An 18,143-nucleotide genomic window follows, 5' to 3' on the forward strand; every position below is an offset into this window, starting at 1 on the left:
TAAAGGGGGCAGAACCGACAGGCTCTGGGCCGCTCCCGCGGCGGGTTCTCGACCAAGATCCACCTCAAGACCGACTGGGATGGCGATCCGCTCGGCTTTTGCCTGACTGCCGGTGAGGCTAGCGACAGTCTGCACTTTGAGACGCTGCTCGACCTCGGGCCTGAGATCACGCCGCGAGCGGCCGTGGGCGACAAGGGCTATGACTCTAAGGCTAACCGACAGGCGGCCCGTGCCCGCGGCATCTGCCCGGCCATTCCGTATCGGACGACCACCAAGGACAAGCCAAAGTACTTTCCCAAAGCGCTTTATCGTGGGCGGGCTCGCATCGAGCAGACCATAGGCAAACTCAAGCGGTTCAAGCGCGTTGCTTTACGCTGCGAGAAAACGGACGTATTGCGCGACGATCTGGAATGGAGGAGCGCGGCGATCAGGCTTGTAATTTGCTGTCGCGGCCGGACGATGATTGTCGCGCCACGACACAGATGCAAGCGCTTTGTTGATTGTCGCTGCGAGCGACAATCAGGATGAGGTCCTGATTGTTGCGCGCGTCGGCGGACGCCCCGGTCCGCGCTTACGCTCAAGGGCTTCTCTGCGGCGGTAGCTCTCCACATTCATCTCGAAGATCGTCGCGTGGTGCACCAAGCGATCCACCGCGGCGAGCGTCATCGCCTGATCCGGAAAGACCGAGTTCCAGGCTCCAAAGGGCTGATTGGCCGTAATCAGCAGCGAGCGACGCTCGTAGCGGGCGCCGATGAGTTCAAAGATCACGCTGGTTTCCGCCTGATCTTTGCTGACATAGGCGAGGTCATCCAGGATCAGCAGATGGTACTTGTCGAGTTTGGCAATCGCCGCCTCGAGCTGTAGATCCCGCCGCGCGCTCTGCAGCTTCTGCACCAGATCGGTGGTGCGGGTGAACAGCACCCGCCAGCCGTTCTCGACCAGGGCCAGGCCCAGCGCGGCCGCCAGGTGCGATTTGCCCCCGCCCGGCGGGCCGAACATCAACAGATTGGCGCCCTTCTCCAGCCAGCTGTCGCCGGCTGCCAGCGCCACCACCTGGGCCTTGCTGATCATCGGCACCGCGGAGAAGTCGAAGCTGTCGAGGGTCTTGCCGGGCGGCAGGCGCGCCTCGTCGAGATGGCGCTGGATGCGCCGGCTGGCGCGCTCGGCCATCTCGTATTCGGCCAGAGCCGCCAGGAAGCGGGCCGCCGGCCAGCCCTCCTTGTCGGCGCGGGCGGCGAAGTCCGGCCAGATCGTCTTGATCGCCGGCAGCCGCAGGTCGTTGAGCGCCAGGGTCAGGCGACCGGCATCAATATCGGGGCTCGTCATGCGACCTCTCCCTGATGGCCGCGGGTGAGTTCCTCGTAGGCGCTGAGCGGCGCATAGGAGACCGTGATGGCGGGCACGGCATCCGCATCCGGACTGAAGCGGGCGCGCAAGCTCTTGAGATCCGGCAGCCGGCCGGCCTTCAGATCCTCGTCGAGGCGCTCGGCAAGTTCGGCTTCGCAGGCGCGCTCATGCGCCAGGGCGAGCAGATCCACCATGGTGCGGCAGGCAACCCGGGCCGGCAGTTTGGCGCACATCGCCTCGAAGGCACGGGCGTAGGCTTGGCGGGGAAAGAGCTGATCGCGGTAGACCAGCCCCATCAGGGCCATGGGCTTGCGTCTGAGCGAGTGGATCACATGCCGGTAATCGACCACATGCCCGTGCCGGCCATTGGGATGAGCCCGCCCGCGCGGCAGCGTGAACTGGTGCGTGCCGCCGAGATAGACCTCGAGGCGATCGTCAAACAGCCTCACGCGCAGCCGGTGGCCGATCAGGCGCGAGGGCACGCTGTAGAACACCTTGCGCAGGACAAAGCCGCTGGTGGAGGTCACGGTGACGATGGCATCCTCGTAATCGGCGGTGCGCCGGTCCGGCAGTTCCTGGAGGACGGCGCGCTCGACCTCAATGCGCGGGATCAGCCGGGCATTGCGGCGTCCGATCACCTCGTCGATGAAGCGGCGGTAGGCACAAAGATCGGTGAAGTCGCGTGCGCCGCGCAGCAGCAGAGCGTCTTCGATTCCCTTCTTGAGGTGGCCGTGCACGCTCTCGATGGACCCGTTCTCGTGGGCGATGCCCGTGTTGTTGCGGCTCGGCTCCATGCCGTAATGGGCGCACAGGGCATCGTAGCGCCGGGTCAGGTCCTCACGGGCGTCGCGATCCAGGTTGCGGAAGGCAGCCGAGAGGCTGTCGCTGCGGTGCTCGCGGGGAGCACCACCCAGGGCCCAGAGGGCGTTCTGCAGCCCCTCGGCCAGCGCGACATAGCTCTCGCCGCCGAGCACCACGTGGGCATGCTCGAAGCCGGAATAGGCGAGCCGGAAGTGATAGAGCCGGTGATCGAGCGGCTGGCCGGCGATGGTGACGGAAAGATCGGCCATGTCGGTGAAATCGGACAGGCCCATGCGTCCGGGCTCATGCACCTGGCGGAAGATGACCTCCTGCTCGGGGCCGTGCAGGGCGCGCCAGGCACGGACGCGACGCTCGAGGGTGCGGCGGATGCCGGGGCCGAGCTCGGGATGGCGGCGGATGATCTCCTCGAAGAGAGCAACAGGGCGCAGGCTCGGGGCGGCTTGGAGCAGAGGAACGATCTCGCTGTCCCAGACGCTCGCGAGCGGGTCGGGACGCCGGCGCCCGCGCGGGGCTTTCTTCTGGGAGGGCAGACGCGGGTCTTTGGCGAGGCGGTAGCCGGTAGAGGGGCTGAAGCCGGCTTTGGCAGCGGCGATCGGGATGGTGTTGGTGTGACGGAGCGTCATGTACAGTCTCATTTGGCAGTCGGTGATGTGGCGGCCGGGCAAAGGCTGGGTTCCTCATTTGGTCGTGAAGAACTCCCATCCTTATCCGGTCGGCCGCGACGGCCAGACGGTGCGGTCCTGAGGATCGCACCGTCACCTCTGATCCTGATCGCCGCTCAACTTCCACCCTGATCGCCGCGCCTTAACGGACGAGAACTACGGCTCCTTCGTCGCGCTTGCTTTGAGCTTCATCCTTATCAAATCCGTCCACACGACCTAGCACTACTTTGGCACTTTCATCAGTGAGCCGAGGGTGAAGCGCGCCCGACAGAACGGACATCGCAGGCGCATGGCGTGTGCCAGATGATCAAGCAGCAGGCGCCGAATGGCCGGCAGGCTGGGTTGCGGCGGTGGTCCGCTGGCTTTTCTTTTTCCCCCTTTGGCTGCCCGCAGCCGCAGATGCTGCAGGAACAGATAGGCGATCAGCGTCAGCAGCGCATGCCGATGGAGACCCTGCCAAGAGCGGCCCTCGAAGTGATCGAGCCCAAGCTCCTCTTTCAACTGCTGATGCGCCTGCTCGCACACCCAGCGCGCCTTGATGAGAGACGCTAATTGCTTCAATGGCGTGTCGGGCGGCAGGTTGGACAGGTAGTACTTGCGCTCCCCCGACGAGCGATGCTCACCCACCAACCACATCTCGTCGCCTGGCAGGTGCTGGGCGGCATGCCCGCGCAACTGAACCGCCGGTCCATCAGCCACCCGTGCGCGTTCGAGACGATCGTGATCATGGCTTCCAGATGATCGTGATCATCCATTCCAGGGCGGCGTGATCATGGTTTCCAGAGGGCCGTGATCGCCCGTTCCAGCGATCGTGATCAGTCTCTGAGGCCGTGAAGAGGTGCTTGCCGCCGGCAGTCCGCAACCCACGGTACTCTTGGCCTTTGCTTCCCAGCCGAGGACCAAGATGCCCACCGAGAGACTGTCGATGCGCCACATCCGTGAAGTCTTACGCCTGCACCACGGTGTCGGGCTCTCCCAGCGCGCCACCGCTGCCAGCCTGGGACTGGCCCAGGGCACCATCAGCAAATACATCAACCGCGCCCGACGCGCCGGCCTGACCTGGCCGCTGCCGCCCGAGTTCGATGACGATAGCCTGCTGGAGAACCGGCTTTATCCGCCCGCTTCTGATCTGCCCACCGAGCAACGCAGCCAGCCCGATTGGACCCTGGTCCATCGCGAACTGCGCCGGCCGGGCGTCACCCTCATGCTCCTGTGGGAGGAATACTGCGACAGCACGCCCGAGGCCTTCAGCTATTCCTGGTTCTGCGAGCACTACAAGGACTGGGCGGGCCGGCTCAAGCCCACCCTGCGGCAGGTCCACGTCGCCGGCGAGAGGCTGTTCGTCGACTATTCCGGCCACACCATGGAGGTGATCGACGGGCTCACCGGCGAGGTCCGCCCGGTCCAGATCTTCGTCGCCGTGCTCGGGGCCTCCAACTACACCTATGCCGAGGCCAGCTTCACCCAGAGCCTGCCGGACTGGATCGGCTCGCATGTGCGCACCTTCGCCTTCCTGGGCGGCGCCACCCGCCAGACGGTCAGCGACAATCTCAAGGCCGGGATCACCAAGGCTTGCTTCCACGAGCCGATGGTCAATCGCACCTATGCCGACGCGGCACGCCACTACGGCACCGCCATCGTGCCGGCCCGGCCCTACAAGCCGCGCGACAAGGCGAAGGTTGAGGTCGGCGTTCAGGTGGTCGGGCGCTGGATCCTGGCCCGCCTGCGCAACCGCCGCTTCTTCTCGCTGCCGGCGCTCAACGCGGCAATCCACGATCTGCTGCATGACTTGAATGAGCGGCCCTTGCGCGGTTGGGGCCGCAGCCGGCGCGAGCTGTTCGAGACGCTCGACCGCCCGGCGCTCCTGCCGTTGCCGGCCGAACCTTACGAGTATGCAGAATGGAAGCGCTGCCGCGTCGGTCTCGATTATCACATCGAGATCGCCAAGCATTACTACAGCGTGCCGCACAGCCTCGTTCGGCAGGAGGTCGAGGCGCGGATCACGGCGACCAGCGTCGAAGTCTTCTGGCGCGGCAAGCGCGTGGCCTCGCATGTGCGGTCCCATCGTCCGCATCGGCCGAGCACGGTGGCCGAGCACATGCCGAGTTCGCATCGGCGCTACCGCGACTGGACGCATGAGCGCATCCGCCGCGAGGCGGGCAAGGTCGGAGCCGACGCGGCCACCTTGATCGACGTCATCTTGCGCTCCCGGCCGCATCCCGAGCAGGGCTTCCGCTCGGCGATCGGCATTCTCGGGCTGGTCAAGCGCTATGGGGCCGAGCAGGTCGATGCGGCCTGCGCGCAGGCTCTGGCGATCAACACCCGGTCCTACACCTCGGTTGCCACCATTCTGAAGAGCGGCACGCACAAGGCCTCTGAGCCGGCGCAGGACGCGCCGGTGCTCGTCCACGCCAACATCCGCGGCCCCGGCTACTATCACTGATCAGGAGATCCTCATGCTGCTTCATCCTACCGTCGAACGCCTGCGCACCCTTGGCCTGAGCGCCATGGCCGACACGCTGCTCGAGTTGCAGACCAACCCCGACGCGGCCGCGATGCCCCATGCCGACTGGCTCGGTCTTCTCGTCGATCGGGAAGCGACGTTCCGCGACAACCGTCGTCTGGCGCGCCGCCTGAGCGCGGCCAAACTACGCCAGAGCGCCACTGTCGAGAATGTCGACTACCGCAGCTCGCGCGGCCTTGACCGGGCCTTGTTCCAGGCGCTGGCCACCAGCCAATGGGTGCGCGATCACAATCACCTGGCGATTGTCGGCCCGACCGGAACGGGGAAGAGCTGGCTCGCCTGTGCGCTCGGCCACAAGGCCTGCCGCGACGGCTTCTCGGTTCTGTATCGCCGGGCGCCGCGCCTGTTTTCTGATCTGGCTCAGGCCCGCGGCGAAGGCCGTCTGGCACGGCTGATGAGCGCCCTGGAGCGCACGGATCTGCTCATCATCGACGACTGGGGCCCGGAGCCGCTCACCGCCGAGCAGCGCCGGGATCTGCTGGAGATCGCCGATGACCGATACGACAAGGGCTCGCTGCTGATCACGAGCCAGGTTCCCGTGTCACACTGGCACGATGTGATTGGTGACCCGACTCTTGGAGATGCGATATTGGATCGCGTCATTCACAATGCGCATCGGATTGAACTCAAGGGCGACAGTCTGCGCCGCCGTGCCGGCGACAGGAGTGTGGCATGATCCGAGAGACCTTTGATCATTGGCGCCGGACTTGACCCGAAGCCTGTTTCCAGACCACCTTACAACTGCCAGCGGTACGGACCGCTTCACTCCGCTCAGCGCACTGCCAGGTCAACGCTGACAGTGATCACGATCACTGGAACGAGTGATCATGATCGTGTGGAGCCACCGATCACCATCCCTGGAATGCGCAGCCACCCGCACACGCGTAGTGGCAAACCTCGCCTGCAACGGGCCTTTGGTGCCACGCCGCCAGGTGACCCGGCGCCATGACACCTTAGCCAGCATAGCCTCGGCCGAAACCGCTTCGACATCCGGAATCAGCGTCTTGCGGGGTCGTCCGCGCGTGGTGGTGGAGGCCACCATCTGCACATCGGCCGGATAAACCTTCTGAATGCGCACGGTGCCCACAGCCCAGCGCAACCCCAGAGCCGAGAGCGCCTGCCGGAAGGGTGCGCTGATGCCATAGCCGGCATCGGCCAGCACCGCCCCGAAGCTCACGCCAGCCTGCATGACACGCTGGAGCTCAGTGAGGGCGATCTGCGGCTTCGAGCACTCCGTCCAGAAAGGCTCGGGCACACCGGCGCGCTGCAGGCGCCCGGGATCCTTGATCCAGGTGTCAGGCAGGAACAGGCGCAAGGCGACTGGGATCGGCACCTCATCCTTGGCAAGCGTGAGGGAAACCAGCACCTGGCAGACCGTATGTTCGTTGCCGGCGGAGGTGGCTCGTCCACACTATGCGATGAGCGAGGGTTGCGCCGGATGGGCCGGCGCCGAGCCTCCCGCACAGGGGACGAGCCATGCAGCAGAAGAGCAAAGTGTTTGTCGGTCTGGATACCTTCTTTATTCGGCTAGTTCCAGTCAAGCGTCTTTAAATCCATCGCGGCGTTCGGTGCAGTGGCCCCCTGCAGGCTCTCGCTTCTTTCCGGAATCGGCATCAAAGCCCTTCCATAATGGGATCAGAAGAATGAAGTGGAACAATCTCTAAAGCGTTCTCTCGCAACTTGCGAAGGAGACCAGGTATCCAGCGAACTCACTTCATTCGTCGTCCCGCGAGGGAGACCGCTCCGCCAGCCGGCGAAGTTCCGAGACTTTCTTGAATCGTGATCGTGTGTCAGGCGGCCGATGCCGCCTTCGCCCACCGGAACTCGGTTCCGTCGCTCCACACGCGATGCAGGATGACAGCCAGGCGCCGGGCCAGCGCAATGATTGCTTTTCTCGCTCCGCGCCGCTTGGCCACGTTCATCGCCCATGCTTTCAACCACGACCATCTCGTCACTCGCGTGAGCAGCGTCTGAGCGGCTTCAAACAGCAGCGTTCGCATCATGCCATCACCACACAGCGAAATCCTGCCAACCCGCTTGCTTTCGCCGGACTGATGCTGCACGGGCGTGAGGCCCAGAGCCGGCCCCACCGCTTTGGAATTCCGAAACCGGGCTGGGATGTCGATGGTGGCGACGAAGGCCAGAGCGACCACAGGCCCTACTCCAGGGACGGTCATGAGCCGGCGGCAGACCTCGTCGCCACGCACAATCTCCAGAAGCTTGCGATGCAGGCTGGCAAAGTGCTCGCGCAGGGTCCGGCGAGCATCCAGAAGCGGCTTGGTGATCTCGGCCAGGTCCGGCAGGCCAGCCACCAGTTCGTGAATACGCTCCTCGAACTTGAGCGCACCGACAACTCCGACCTTGAGGCCAAAGTTGCGGAGCAGACCGCGTAAATCATTCTCGATGGCAATGGCCTTTTCCTGCAGGAGCTTACGGGCGGTCAGCAGCGCACGGCGCTTCTGGCTCGCCAGCGTCTTGACGTGAACCGGTCGGAACAGGTTGACCCGCATCATCTGGGCGATGCCGCGGGCATCATTCCGGTCGGTCTTGTTGACCTGGGCCTTGAGGAAGGCCTTGGTGTGCCGGGTCTCGATACACACGACGGGCAAGCCTGCCCTGGCGAGCCCATCGAAGAGCCATTGGGAGAGCGGGCCCGCCTCAAGGCCGATCCGCTCCATCCGCCAGGCAGGATCTTGTAGGACCTGAAGAAGGTCCTCCGGATGGCTGGGAGCCTTCAACTCGCGACAGATCCTCCCTGTCTCATCGACAATGCACACCGATGTCTCCTTGACCGAAACATCCAGACCCACGTAGTGCTTCATGCTGCGCTTCCTCTACTAAGACCCGAAGTCGTTCTCAACTGCTCTCGTTGTATCATTGGCCTGACGCACTGCCCCCATCAACCAGTGGAGGGCTCCGCAGCCGGCCGAATATCCCATCTCGAAACTGAAGATCTCGGGCGCCGTGGCCGAGGACGGCCGTCAGGGCGAAGTCCGCTTTCTCGGCGAGATCGACAATACCCCCGAGGCGGTGCGGCGTCTGGTCCACAAGCTGGCGAGCCGACACAGCGAATTGTTGTTCTGCTATGAGGCGGGGCCGACCGGCTATGGCCTGCAGCGCCAGATCAGCGCGTTCGGATACGATTGTGCGGTCATCGCCCCGTCCCTGATCCCCAAACGCCCGGGCGAACGGGTCAAGACCAACCGGCGCGATGCCTTGACCCTGGCCCGGCTGCACCGGGCCGGCGAGCTGACCGCCATCTGGGTGCCGGATCCGGGGCATGAGGCCGTGCGCGAACTGGTGCGGGCGCGCGAGGCCGCCATGGCAGATCTGCGCGAGAAGCGCCAGCATCTGCAATCGTTTCTGTTGCGCCATGGACGGATCTTCTCCGGCCGCAAGCCGTGGACCCGGGCGCATGCCCGCTGGCTGGCCGAACTCATCTTCGAGCATCCAGCCCAGTACCTGGTCCTGCGCGAGTATCGGCAGGCCATCGAGGATGCCGAGGCCCGCCTCGCGCGGCTGACCCAGCAAGTGGCTGAGGTGGTCTCAACCTGGTCGATGGCGCCGGTGGTGGAGGCCTATCAGGCTTTGCGCGGAGTGGCGCTGCTGACCGCCGTGATCTTTGTGGCGGAGATTGGCGATGTGCGCCGCTTCGAGCGCCCGCGTCAGCTGATGGCTTATCTGGGTCTGGTGCCGTGTGAGAGCTCGACCGGCGAGCGGGTGCGGCGGGGCAGCATCACCAAAGCGGGCAACGCGAGAGTGCGTCGGGTCCTGATCGAGGGCGCCTTCTTTATTCGGCTAGTTCCAGTCAAGCGTCTTTAAATCCATCGCGGCGTTCGGTGCAGTGGCCCCCTGCAGGCTCTCGCTTCTTTCCGGAATCGGCATCAAAGCCCTTCCATAATGGGATCAGAAGAATGAAGTGGAACAATCTCTAAAGCGTTCTCTCGCAACTTGCGAAGGAGACCAGGTATCCAGCGAACTCACTTCATTCGTCGTCCCGCGAGGGAGACCGCTCCGCCAGCCGGCGAAGTTCCGAGACTTTCTTGAATCGTGATCGTGTGTCAGGCGGCCGATGCCGCCTTCGCCCACCGGAACTCGGTTCCGTCGCTCCACACGCGATGCAGGATGACAGCCAGGCGCCGGGCCAGCGCAATGATTGCTTTTCTCGCTCCGCGCCGCTTGGCCACGTTCATCGCCCATGCTTTCAACCACGACCATCTCGTCACTCGCGTGAGCAGCGTCTGAGCGGCTTCAAACAGCAGCGTTCGCATCATGCCATCACCACACAGCGAAATCCTGCCAACCCGCTTGCTTTCGCCGGACTGATGCTGCACGGGCGTGAGGCCCAGAGCCGGCCCCACCGCTTTGGAATTCCGAAACCGGGCTGGGATGTCGATGGTGGCGACGAAGGCCAGAGCGACCACAGGCCCTACTCCAGGGACGGTCATGAGCCGGCGGCAGACCTCGTCGCCACGCACAATCTCCAGAAGCTTGCGATGCAGGCTGGCAAAGTGCTCGCGCAGGGTCCGGCGAGCATCCAGAAGCGGCTTGGTGATCTCGGCCAGGTCCGGCAGGCCAGCCACCAGTTCGTGAATACGCTCCTCGAACTTGAGCGCACCGACAACTCCGACCTTGAGGCCAAAGTTGCGGAGCAGACCGCGTAAATCATTCTCGATGGCAATGGCCTTTTCCTGCAGGAGCTTACGGGCGGTCAGCAGCGCACGGCGCTTCTGGCTCGCCAGCGTCTTGACGTGAACCGGTCGGAACAGGTTGACCCGCATCATCTGGGCGATGCCGCGGGCATCATTCCGGTCGGTCTTGTTGACCTGGGCCTTGAGGAAGGCCTTGGTGTGCCGGGTCTCGATACACACGACGGGCAAGCCTGCCCTGGCGAGCCCATCGAAGAGCCATTGGGAGAGCGGGCCCGCCTCAAGGCCGATCCGCTCCATCCGCCAGGCAGGATCTTGTAGGACCTGAAGAAGGTCCTCCGGATGGCTGGGAGCCTTCAACTCGCGACAGATCCTCCCTGTCTCATCGACAATGCACACCGATGTCTCCTTGACCGAAACATCCAGACCCACGTAGTGCTTCATGCTGCGCTTCCTCTACTAAGACCCGAAGTCGTTCTCAACTGCTCTCGTTGTATCATTGGCCTGACGCACTGCCCCCATCAACCAGTGGAGGGCTCCGCAGCCGGCCGAATATCCCATCTCGAAACTGAAGATCTCGGGCGCCGTGGCCGAGGACGGCCGTCAGGGCGAAGTCCGCTTTCTCGGCGAGATCGACAATACCCCCGAGGCGGTGCGGCGTCTGGTCCACAAGCTGGCGAGCCGACACAGCGAATTGTTGTTCTGCTATGAGGCGGGGCCGACCGGCTATGGCCTGCAGCGCCAGATCAGCGCGTTCGGATACGATTGTGCGGTCATCGCCCCGTCCCTGATCCCCAAACGCCCGGGCGAACGGGTCAAGACCAACCGGCGCGATGCCTTGACCCTGGCCCGGCTGCACCGGGCCGGCGAGCTGACCGCCATCTGGGTGCCGGATCCGGGGCATGAGGCCGTGCGCGAACTGGTGCGGGCGCGCGAGGCCGCCATGGCAGATCTGCGCGAGAAGCGCCAGCATCTGCAATCGTTTCTGTTGCGCCATGGACGGATCTTCTCCGGCCGCAAGCCGTGGACCCGGGCGCATGCCCGCTGGCTGGCCGAACTCATCTTCGAGCATCCAGCCCAGTACCTGGTCCTGCGCGAGTATCGGCAGGCCATCGAGGATGCCGAGGCCCGCCTCGCGCGGCTGACCCAGCAAGTGGCTGAGGTGGTCTCAACCTGGTCGATGGCGCCGGTGGTGGAGGCCTATCAGGCTTTGCGCGGAGTGGCGCTGCTGACCGCCGTGATCTTTGTGGCGGAGATTGGCGATGTGCGCCGCTTCGAGCGCCCGCGTCAGCTGATGGCTTATCTGGGTCTGGTGCCGTGTGAGAGCTCGACCGGCGAGCGGGTGCGGCGGGGCAGCATCACCAAAGCGGGCAACGCGAGAGTGCGTCGGGTCCTGATCGAGGGCGCCTGGACCTATCGCTTTCCGGCCCGAATGAGCCGCTTGCTGCAGGAGCGCCAGGAGAAGCTGCCGCAGATCGTGCGGGCGATTGCCTGGAAGGCGCAGGTGCGGTTGTGCGCGCGCTATCGTCGGCTGATGGCGGCTGGCAAGCGCCAGACTGTGGTCACCACCGCGATCGCGCGGGAGATGGCAGCCTTCCTGTGGGCGATCGGGCGCGAGATCGAGCCGCGCTCGGCCGCATAAAGCCGAACGAGCTCACGGTGATTGCGGAGGATCTTATCAGGTTGGACTGACATCTGCGGTTGCGCAGTACCGGAGGCAGAGCCTCGGTGGGGAACCCTCGTGCGAATTGTGTGGCCGATGATGTGTCATCGACGCCCGCTGGCAGATCGAGGCAGCCCCGGACGAACACACGGAAATGCGGTGACCAACCCGCGCATCAGAGTCTGCTCAACCGTCGTCTTGCGGCTCTGCCTCCGGCCCTGCGCAATCGCTCCATCGTTGAGTGCCCTGATCGTTGCAGGGCTCGCGCACCCACGTCCGACATCATTGACAACGAACATCAGAGTTCGCCTTCTTGCCCACCACCCCGGCATACTGCGGACCAACACCCACCGAGTGGGTGCCTTTCTTCGGCAGAGCGGTGTCATCGATCACCAGGACAGCCTCAGGGCCACCCACAAGCCGATTGGCCTGCGCCAGCAGTTCAGCCTCCAGCGGAGCCTCATCCCACGGCCCCACGGACACGAAGTGATGCAGCTGGTCGTAGCCGACAGGAGCAAGCCGAGCCGCGATGGGCTGCAGGCTTTTGCGCTCACCGGGGCCAATCAGGCCTGCCACATAGAGCGGGCACATGCGCCGACGGGCTGGGTGATGCAGATGGCTGAGGAAGGGTTCGAGCCAGGACTGAAGTTCGTGCTCCCACGCAACTGAGGTGCTCATGACGACCTCCCGCGGAAAATCCTTCAGCGGAAAAACCGGTGGGGCTCCCCCGGTTCCTCATACCTGCCAAAGTAGTGCTAGTTGTCTGGATGCGAGACCTCCTTGGCGGCAGCGACGACCTGGAGGGCTGGCGGCAACGCGTCTGAATCGGGCAGCTTGTAGCGGCGGTTGGCGAGCTTCGGCTCGGCGGCCAGGCGCCGTTGCACAACTTGCTCGGGTGAGGCGCCCTTGAGCACGCGCTGGCGTCTCCTGTTGTAAGCCTGGTTGAAGCCCTTGAGCAGCGTCTCGAGGTCGTGATGGCTATAGATGGTGATGCCCAGCACCTCGCGCTGCACCCGCCCGTTGAAGCGCTCCACGAGACCATTCGTCTGAGGCGTGTAGGGCTTGGTCTTGCGGTGCTCCAGCTTCAGCTGGTGGCAGGCGCCCTCGAAAGCATCCGCCGTGAAGCAGGATCCTCTGTCCGTCAGGATGTGCGTGATCTTGAAGGGGAACGCGCGGACCGCCTCTTTCAGGAAGGCGACCGCGCTGGTGGCCAGCTCATCGTCCTTGACGGCCAGATGCACCCAGCGCGAGCAGCGGTCGATGGCGACATAGAGGAAGCGCTTGCGGCTCTCGCCATTGGCGGTTCTCAGTTTGGGCAGGTGCTTGATGTCCATGTGGATGAAGCCGAGATCGTAATCCTTGAACGTGCCGCTCTTGCGCTTGCGCTGCTGCGCCGGCGGCAGGCGGCCCAGGCCTTCGGCTTTGAGGATGCGGTAGACCGCATCGCGGTTGAGATGCGGCAGGAAATGGCTGACCACGAAGGTGAGATCATCGAGCGGGAAGCCGGTGGCCTGCCGCAGGGCACAGACGATCGCCCGCTCTTCTTCCGTGGCTTTCCAGGGCAGCTTGTGCGGCCGGCTGCTATGGTCCTGGCAGTCTTGCACTCCGCGTTTGCGCCACTTGCGGACAGTCTCCGTGCTTACACTAAAGCGCTGGGCCAGCACGCCCGTGGGCTCAGTCGAGCGGGCGATCTCAATCCGAATGGCCGGGGTGGTGCGGGCTTGCGGGTGGATGGACAGCATCACGTCCTCCTACGGTGAGGAGCTCGGCGTCGCAGGCCGTCAAAGCGCCAAGCGTACTCCTCAATCGCGCAACGCACCTGATCCCAACAACGTTCCGCTACCAAACAGCTAGTGTAAGAGGATGCTATGAGCGCGGCAGCGAATGAACGCATACTGATTGTCGATAACAACCCGGGTTATTGCGAGGGGCTCGCGCAAGCGCTCCAATCTGAGAATTACAATGTTTTACGGCCACTACAGGCGAGCAAGCCTTTCTCATCCTGAGGCATCGGCGGTATCAAATCGGCTGGCTTTACAGCAGTTCTGTTCTCCCTGGCCTGATCGATGGCTGGATCCTTGCGGATGAGTATCATGATGCCTATCCCGACCGTCCGGCCGTCATCTCCGATCAAGACGCACGCTTCACTGCCCGCGGTGACATCGTCCTGAAACGCCCCACAGTGTCCGTCGTGTCAGAAACAGTTCGGCACGTAATCGAGTCGAGTCAAGGAATCGCTTCAGCTGATTGCGGCGAGTTTAGACGTGCCGCGTAGCAAACACGGCCATGTCGGCCTACCGCCCAGTGGACCAGCTGAAAGCACAGTGCGACTGCTATGGAGGCTAGAAATGTCATGGTACAGTCATAATGGCGTAGACAGTTCTTCCCTGCCCGACCTCTGCTATGACGAGGTCGAGCGATTACTGATCCGCGCCTATGTCAGCCTGATATTCATGCCCATGGATACTTATGGTTCTCGGACGGCGATCGTCGCGCAGTTCTATTCACTTGAGGTGCGTCTTACCGAATTTCCCGATGCGTACATAACACGGGATAGGCCACCACTATGGATCGAGATTTACTCTCACGCCACCCGCTCTATCGTCGACAGTTGCGAATGCTTCGAATTCGATGAGGACGAATTATCGACCGCCGCAGAATTGATTCTGCAAGCGAAGCAGCATCAAGGGGTTAATCACTGAATCATCGGGCCTTCCAAAGCAGTAGCAGTGCGAGAGGTTGCTTCCACCTGTTGGTCCGAGGCTCGTAGTCATGATGACTTATCCTGGGCGATCGGCAGGCTGAAGTGAAAGACCGCGCCCCGAGGCTCGTTGGCGCTCGCCCACAAGCGTCCGCCGTGCGCCTCAATGATCGATCCGCAGATGGCCAAGCCCAAGCCCATGCCCGCCGCCTTCGTCGTGTAAAATGCCTCAAACATCCGTTCCGCATTCTGTGGGTCCAGCCCGACGCCGGCGTCCTGCACGGACACCAGCACTCCGGCATCCTCGCGCCGGGACCGGATCAGCAGCTCGCGCGGCCGCTCCGCCACCTCCTTCATGGCCTCGAGGCCGTTCAGCACCAGGTTCAGCAAGACTTGCTGCAGTTGCACTTGGTCGCCCGCCACGAGCGGAAGGTCGGGCGCCAGCTCGGTGCGCAGCAGAACCCGGTGCTGAGCCACCTCCCCATGGACGAGGGCTGCTACATTCTGGATGAGATCATTCAGGTTCACCTGCTCCGCGACGGTGGTCTTCTTCCGGAGGAGCGCACGTACCCTCCCGATTACCTCGCTAGCTCGGTGCCCGTCCCGCGCGATGCGCTCCAGTGTCTCGCGGGCCTCGCCGAGATCGGGCGGCTCGTGAGCGAGCCAGCGCAAGGCCGCGTTGGCATTGGTGACGATGGCACCGAGCGGTTGGTTGACCTCATGCGCGATCGAGGCGGTCAGCGCGCTCATCGTCGTCACACGCGTGACATGCGCGAGTTCGGCATGTGCCTTGTGCAGCGCCTCCTCGGCGCGCCTGCGCTCGGTCATATCCATCACGGTCCCGATGTATTCAACGACGGTTCCGGTGTCGTCGAACACCGGATGCCCGCTCACCTGGAGGTGCTTGATCGTTCCGTCGGGCAGCACGATCCTGTGCTCGACCACATACTCGGCTTTCTCGTGGGTTGCGGTCCTGACGCATTCGAGAACTCGGTCGCGATCGTCCTGGTGCCAAAAGCGAGCAAGCTCATTCAGGTCGGGGGCACGGCTGCGTTCCGGATCCAATCCATGGATCCGGAACATCTCCTCGGACCAGTAAATGGCTTGCTCGGTGGCTGGGTCATAGGCGCAACTGCCAGTATGGCTCAGCCTTTGCGCCTCGGCGAGATAGTGCTCGCTCCGCCGCAAAGCGTCCTCAGCCCGCCTGCTATCTTCAATGTCGGTCAGGACGCCATACCACTTGATGATGGTGCCGTGCTCATCGCGCAGCGGCACGGCACGGTCCAAGAACCAGCGATACTGCCCGTCCGCCGCTCGGCGGTAACGCGACTCGTTTTCGTACGGCTCGCCCGCCGCTGCGCACACCTTCCACTTCTTCAAATTGCGGTCCAGGTCGGCCGGATGAACAACGCTTTGCCAGCAGGATCCGGCCGTGTCCTCCTGAGACAAGCCTGAGTATTCTCGCCACCCCCGGCTGGCAAACGCAGCAATAGGCCCGGAGGGCCCCGGCAAAACGATGTACACCATGGCCGGCAGGTTTTCGATCAGATCGCGCAGCTCTTGTTCGCTCCGCCGGGCTGCCTCTTGGGCGCGCTTGCGCTCAGTAATGTCTTCACATGCGACCAGGATGACGAGGCAGTTCCTCAACAGCACGGACCGGGCCGTCTCGCGCACCCAGAGCACTGTGCCGTCCTTGCGCACCTTGCGGGCCTCCCAGCTCATCGCCTGATTGGGTTGAGCGAAGCAGCGGGCGACATGGCTCTGGACGGCCTCTCGGTCAGGCTCGTAGAGTACACTCAGCACCGGGGTGCCGACCAGTTCATTAACCGTATAGCCGAGTTGCTCGGCCCCGAAGGGATTGACGGACAGGATGATGCCGGCCGCGTCCGCCATGAAGTACATGGTCGGGTTGTTCTCGAAGACCGCCTTCCATTGCTCCTCGCTCTCCCGCAGCGCCTCTTCCGCCTGCTTACGCGCGGTAATGTGCCGCCCAACGCCGCGGTAGCCTATGAAGTGCCCCGTCTGGTCAAAGACCGGCAGCCCCGAAACGGATACGTAGCGCTTGCCGCCGTTGGGTGTCGGCCGCGCGAGCTCGAAATCACGGAATGGCAGGTGAGCATCGAGCGTCTCCCGGTGTTTGCGCCAAGCTTCTTCATCTGGCTCCAGGTAGGGCACCTCCCAGCGTGTCTTCCCGATTTCAGAGCCCGGCGCCGGCGCGTCGGCGACGCTTTCGGCGAACTCCTGGCGGATGAAGCGATGCTGCGCGTCGGTCTCCCAGTACACGTCGAAGGAGAATTGCACGAGAGTGCGAAAGCGCTCCTCGCTCTCCCGCAACGCCTCCTCGGCGCGCTTGCGCTCGGTAACGTCCATAGCCGCCCCGACGATCTCAAGCAGGTCGCCGGATGCGCTGTAAACGGGATGGCCTATACCGTGCAGGTGCTTGATCTCGCCGTCCGGAAGGACGACCCGGAAATCGGTTTCGGAATCGCCCCTGATACGAATCGCGATTTCCGTGTTCGCGAGCCACTTTTCTCGATCCTCCGGATGGATGCGCTGGAGAAGCGCCTCGAAGGACGGGATCCCTGCTTCCGGATCGAAGCCAAACAAGCGGTAGCGTCCCTGCGACCAGTAGGTGATCGCCTTCGTGGCGGGTTTCCATGCCCAACTGCCGCTTTTGCTCAGCGCCTCCGCTTCCGCCAGGTAGGCCTCGCTGCGCCGCAGTTCCTCCTCCGTCCGCTTGCGCTCGCTAATGTCATTGTTGATCTCCAAGATCGCGACGGGGCGGCCCCGCGCGTCCCTGTGCATAGACCACCGACTTGCCACGATGGCCTGCGTGCCGTCTCTCTTGGTGTGTACGAGTTCTCCTTCCCAGCGGCCACTGCGGTGCAACTCGGCCATGATCTCTTTGAGTGGCCTGGGAAAGATCGTCTGCGTGAGTTGGTGAGAGACCTTGCCGACAGCTTCCTCCTTGCGCCACCCGTACAGCTCCTCGGCGCCGCGGTTCCAGTAAATGATGACGTCGTTCATGTCGCGCACGAAGATTGTGTCGTGGGTGAGGTCGAGAAGCCCGGCCTGTTCGCGCAGCACCATTTCTCGCGATCGTCCTCGTGCGGCGAGGACGGCCGTCACGCCGATCGCCGCAAGGCTAAGAAGGCGGTTTGAAAGAGCAATGCTTGGCGATGCATCGTGCTGCGACAGCACATAGCTGAGTATCGTCAGCACCATGCATCCCACTGACACCAGCGCAACACCTCGCGTCTGAAGATACCTCGCTGAGAGCAGCACAACCCCCACGTAGAGCACGGCGACTGCAATCTCTGTGGAACTCATGGTGTCAAGAATGAAGACCCCAATGGCGATGGCAGCGCTAATGACGGGAAGAACACGCGACGTGACAATTGTCGATGAAGGCGCATGATCTTGCATTTGCTTCTACTCCAGCCGCATGTCCCGCCTTGCGAGGGACATGGCGAGGATCCCAGTTCCGGAGCGACGGAGCCAAACCGCTGGCCCCTATCGCCAGTCGCTCCATTTGCAGTGTTGGTAGTTTGTCTCGATCGGCCTTGCGGGTAAAGCGGCAGCATCGAAGGCGTTGACGAAGCGTAACAACATGGCGCTGACCGAGAAGACGACCAACGGCTGACACGGCGTTGCCACGTTAACGTGAGCATGAGGGAGCGCCGAGCAGATCGACTGGCATGTCCATGCCGTCAGCTACAAACGCCACCGGGTCCGGCCCTAAATCATCGCTCATGGGGTCTCGTAGCGCCGCCAA

10 protein-coding genes and 5 pseudogenes are annotated in these 18,143 nt (G+C 63.5%); 6 read left to right on the forward strand and 9 right to left on the reverse strand.

Annotation, left to right across the window (positions count from 1 at the left end):
• Window positions 1-57: 57 nt before the first annotated feature.
• Window positions 58-528, forward strand: coding sequence for a transposase (locus ACD578_RS29540; RefSeq protein ID WP_404295540.1), 471 nt, complete (start codon window positions 58-60; stop codon window positions 526-528).
• Here the strand turns inward: ACD578_RS29540 and istB (ACD578_RS29545) are convergent.
• From istB (ACD578_RS29545) to ACD578_RS29555, 3 genes and pseudogenes are all read right to left on the reverse strand, one after another.
• Entirely contained in the window at window positions 520-1,326 is an 807-nt protein-coding gene (gene istB / locus ACD578_RS29545) for an IS21-like element helper ATPase IstB (protein ID WP_404294392.1), read from the reverse strand. The genes ACD578_RS29540 and istB (ACD578_RS29545) overlap by 9 nt on opposite strands.
• Window positions 1,307-2,804, reverse strand: a pseudogene (istA, locus tag ACD578_RS29550) (IS21 family transposase). Before istA (ACD578_RS29550) ends, istB (ACD578_RS29545) begins: the two are co-directional and overlap by 20 nt.
• Window positions 2,805-3,138: 334 nt before the next feature.
• A pseudogene (locus ACD578_RS29555) lies at window positions 3,139-3,539 on the reverse strand (transposase); the annotation flags it as partial.
• 196 nt (window positions 3,540-3,735) lie between these two features.
• On the opposite strand from ACD578_RS29555, the gene istA (ACD578_RS29560) reads away from it, so the two are divergent.
• Together istA (ACD578_RS29560) and istB (ACD578_RS29565) are read left to right on the forward strand one after the other, a co-directional pair.
• Entirely contained in the window at window positions 3,736-5,274 is a 1,539-nt protein-coding gene (gene istA, locus ACD578_RS29560; protein ID WP_404294516.1) for an IS21 family transposase, read from the forward strand.
• 13 nt (window positions 5,275-5,287) lie between these two features.
• Window positions 5,288-6,031: an IS21-like element helper ATPase IstB gene (gene istB / locus ACD578_RS29565; RefSeq protein WP_404294518.1), complete on the forward strand. Its 744-nt coding sequence runs from the start codon at window positions 5,288-5,290 to the stop codon at window positions 6,029-6,031.
• A gap of 192 nt (window positions 6,032-6,223) precedes the next feature.
• On the opposite strand, the pseudogene ACD578_RS29570 reads toward istB (ACD578_RS29565), so the two are convergent.
• Window positions 6,224-6,727, reverse strand: a pseudogene (locus ACD578_RS29570) (transposase); the annotation flags it as partial.
• A gap of 418 nt (window positions 6,728-7,145) precedes the next feature.
• The gene (locus ACD578_RS29575) at window positions 7,146-8,177 is read right to left on the reverse strand and encodes an IS110 family transposase (protein WP_404294519.1); all 1,032 of its coding nucleotides are present in this window, start codon (window positions 8,175-8,177) and stop codon (window positions 7,146-7,148) included.
• A 115-nt stretch (window positions 8,178-8,292) separates the two neighbouring features.
• Between ACD578_RS29575 and ACD578_RS29580 the strand changes: the two are divergent.
• Window positions 8,293-9,153, forward strand: a pseudogene (locus tag ACD578_RS29580) (IS110 family transposase); the annotation flags it as partial.
• Between the two features lie 263 nt (window positions 9,154-9,416).
• Here ACD578_RS29580 and ACD578_RS29585 read toward each other — a convergent pair.
• On the reverse strand, window positions 9,417-10,448 hold the full coding sequence (locus ACD578_RS29585) for an IS110 family transposase (RefSeq protein ID WP_404294519.1): 1,032 nt from the start codon (window positions 10,446-10,448) through the stop codon (window positions 9,417-9,419).
• 115 nt (window positions 10,449-10,563) lie between these two features.
• On the opposite strand from ACD578_RS29585, the gene ACD578_RS29590 reads away from it, so the two are divergent.
• Window positions 10,564-11,646 (forward strand): IS110 family transposase, encoded by a 1,083-nt coding sequence (locus ACD578_RS29590; RefSeq protein ID WP_404295543.1) that lies wholly within the window; start codon window positions 10,564-10,566, stop codon window positions 11,644-11,646.
• Between the two features lie 324 nt (window positions 11,647-11,970).
• Here ACD578_RS29590 and ACD578_RS29595 read toward each other — a convergent pair.
• Together ACD578_RS29595 and ACD578_RS29600 are read right to left on the reverse strand one after the other, a co-directional pair.
• Window positions 11,971-12,345, reverse strand: a pseudogene (locus ACD578_RS29595) (transposase); the annotation flags it as partial.
• Window positions 12,346-12,422: 77 nt separating this feature from the next.
• Window positions 12,423-13,409 carry an IS481 family transposase gene (locus ACD578_RS29600; RefSeq protein ID WP_404294521.1) on the reverse strand — a complete coding sequence of 329 codons (987 nt, stop codon included), beginning with the start codon at window positions 13,407-13,409 and terminating at the stop codon, window positions 12,423-12,425.
• Between the two features lie 606 nt (window positions 13,410-14,015).
• On the opposite strand from ACD578_RS29600, the gene ACD578_RS29605 reads away from it, so the two are divergent.
• Window positions 14,016-14,369, forward strand: a complete 354-nt coding sequence (locus ACD578_RS29605) for a hypothetical protein (protein WP_404294523.1) — start codon at window positions 14,016-14,018, stop codon at window positions 14,367-14,369.
• 68 nt (window positions 14,370-14,437) lie between these two features.
• Here ACD578_RS29605 and ACD578_RS29610 read toward each other — a convergent pair whose 3' ends face one another.
• Entirely contained in the window at window positions 14,438-17,593 is a 3,156-nt protein-coding gene (locus ACD578_RS29610; RefSeq protein WP_404294524.1) for a PAS domain S-box protein, read from the reverse strand.
• Between the last annotated feature and the right edge of the window lie 550 nt (window positions 17,594-18,143).

The organism is Microvirga sp. RSM25, from assembly GCF_044784385.1.
Taxonomy (GTDB): Bacteria; Pseudomonadota; Alphaproteobacteria; order Rhizobiales; family Beijerinckiaceae; genus Microvirga; species Microvirga tunisiensis.